Source organism: Rhodococcus sp. YH3-3, from assembly GCF_001653035.1.
Classification (GTDB): domain Bacteria; phylum Actinomycetota; class Actinomycetes; order Mycobacteriales; family Mycobacteriaceae; genus Rhodococcus_F; species Rhodococcus_F qingshengii.
In genome coordinates, this window is record NZ_BCWH01000015.1 from 1 (window position 1) to 2369 (window position 2369).

Sequence of the window (2369 nt, forward strand, 5' to 3'; positions counted from 1 at the left end):
CGGTTTCCCCTCTGCGGTCAATGACCGACGGTACACAAGTTGGCCGGGGTAACCGTGCGCGTCACCGATGCCGGCGGAACCAACCTCGTCGAAATCGACATGCTCGTGACCGCCGACGCCATCGCGGAAGTGCCGGCCACCACTTGAGCGGGGCAAATACGGATACGCGAAAAGGGCCGGTGAGTAATGCGTTCACCGGCCCTACGCGTACGAACTCGACCTATGTCACCAGTTCTGAAGGATGTAGATGTTGTTGTTCCAGATCGCAGGATCGGTGAGCGAGAAGGAGATCTCACCTCGGTGGGACGCTGTTTCCTCGACCAACTGATCGATGCTGGCGTAGACGTGCTGGCCGTCGCCCTTGTAGATCGAGCCTTCGCCGAGGGCGATGCTCCAGTAGTCGTTCGGAACGACCTCGAGGAAATCCGCGGCATTGGTGTCGGCAATGAATTGAGTTTCGTTCGGATCGAATCGAATGCCGACATACCCGTTGCCGGAGTACGGGGTTGCGGCAGATGCGGCACCCGCTCCGAGCAGTGCGACAGCACCGGCCGCGACCGGGACCAACAGCGCAGCTACAGCCATACGTGAACGGGACATGTAAACCTCCTACGACGTGAAGGCTGCATCGGCCGCAACCCACTTTGATGTAACTGACGGTAGCGCAAAACTTGATAACCGAACATTTGCGACAACATGACGTCGGTCACGTCGGCAGTAGCGCGAAAGCCTCGCAATCTGGGCATTCATAGATTATGACTAGGCGAAACAAGGCTGATCGTCCCTAGGTGCGGAGGCGGAAACGGCCCGCTTGCCGCTTTCAGTTCCAGATGAGTAAATGCCTAGCACTCAACCCGGTCGGTCGGATCACCTACTGCATCCGCCTGCCCGGCGGCCGGCCTGCGGTGTCTCCCGAAGAGCACTCCGCTTCGCTCCGCTCTGTACAAGTGAAAAGATCCTTTTTCCTTTTTCTGTCCTTCCGATCCTGATCGACGCGCTCGTCACTTGTGTGGACGCCATCACTGCGGTGCCGGCCACCTAGACGGTTGCGGAGGCGACCGTGATTGTCTCGGGGCTGCGGGATCACTGGTTCTGTCTGGCTCGCTGGGGGTTCAGACGATACGAAGTGTTCCCAAATCCTGGCTCAAGGCCGAACCCAGGCAGTTAGGACCGCAGCTCGATCGAGTGCGAAGAGTTGGCACTCCACGTCGTTGGCGGCCTTTTGTACCTCGTACGCGGTGGTGCCGGCAGTCGGCGAGGTGGTCGTTTCTCACGTCCCCGGCACAGGGTGCGCCGGGGACGTGAGAAACGATTCTAGCGCCTATTTGCGCAGGTCAACCTATATAATTGGGGAGTCTAATTCGGTAGCGGACCTGACCAGTTCGCTCGATTCTGGAGGATTCCTGTGGCTGATTTGGCTACTGCTGTGACTGTGTTGGATGCGAACGGGCGGGCGGGGGTGCCGTCGTTGTTGATTTCGGGTCCGGGGATGGGCAAGTCGAGTTTGGTGCGTGGGTTGGCTGCGGCGGATGGGGTGTTGTGCAAGACGGTGTTGGGGTCGTTGCGTGAGCCGTCGGATTTCGCTGGGTTGCCGGTGGTGCGGGAGCACGGTGTGACGCTGGAGGCTCCGGCGTGGGCGAAGGAATTGGTTGCCGGTGGCGGCGGGTATCTGTTTCTGGACGAGTTGACGACGAGTCCGCCTGCTGTGCAGGCGGCGATGTTGGCGGTGGCGCTGGATCTGACTGTCGGTGATGTGCAGTTGCCGAAGGGAACTCGGGTGATTGCGGGGGCGAACCCTCCGGATTGCGCTGCTGGTGGGTACGAGTTGGAAGCGCCGTTGGCGAATCGGTTCTGCCATGTGGAGTTCACGCCGTCTGTCGATGAGTGGTTGGACGGTATGGCGACGGGGTGGGGTGCACCGCCTGCCTCGCGTGCGGTGGCCACCGATGAGCAACGGGTTGCGTTGGTGCGCAGTTCGATCACCGGCTTTGTGCAGCGCAATCCTGATGCGTTGGATGCGTTTCCGTCGTCGGCGGCGCAGACCGGTGGTGCATGGCCGTCGCGTCGTACGTGGTCGATGTTGGCGGCGGTGTTGCCGCATTTGCGGGAGGACGACAACGCGGCGATCAATACGGCGGTGTTCGGGTTGATCGGTGAGGGCGCGGGCGTGGAGTTCTTGGAGTGGCGACGTAGCGCCGATCTGCCCGATCCGGTTGCGGTGGTGGAGAATCCCGATTCGGCATTCGATTGGCAGTCGCGTCCTGATCTGGTGTGGGCGGTGCTGTCCGGTGTCACGGCATGGGCGGCGGGGCGCGGCACGGTGGAGGCCTGGCGCAGTGCGTGGGGTCCGCTGATCGCGGCTGCGGAGG

General features: G+C 61.6%; 2 protein-coding genes. One reads left to right on the forward strand and one right to left on the reverse strand.

Annotation, left to right across the window (positions count from 1 at the left end):
• Positions 1–225: 225 nt before the first annotated feature.
• A complete protein-coding gene (locus tag YH3_RS34535; protein WP_125461381.1) occupies positions 226–600 on the reverse strand; it encodes a hypothetical protein in 375 nt (124 codons plus the stop codon).
• Positions 601–1405: 805 nt separating this feature from the next.
• On the opposite strand from YH3_RS34535, the gene YH3_RS34540 reads away from it, so the two are divergent.
• Positions 1406–2369, forward strand: a 964-nt coding sequence (locus YH3_RS34540) for an ATP-binding protein (protein ID WP_238592802.1), incomplete at its 3' end; no start/stop codon positions are given.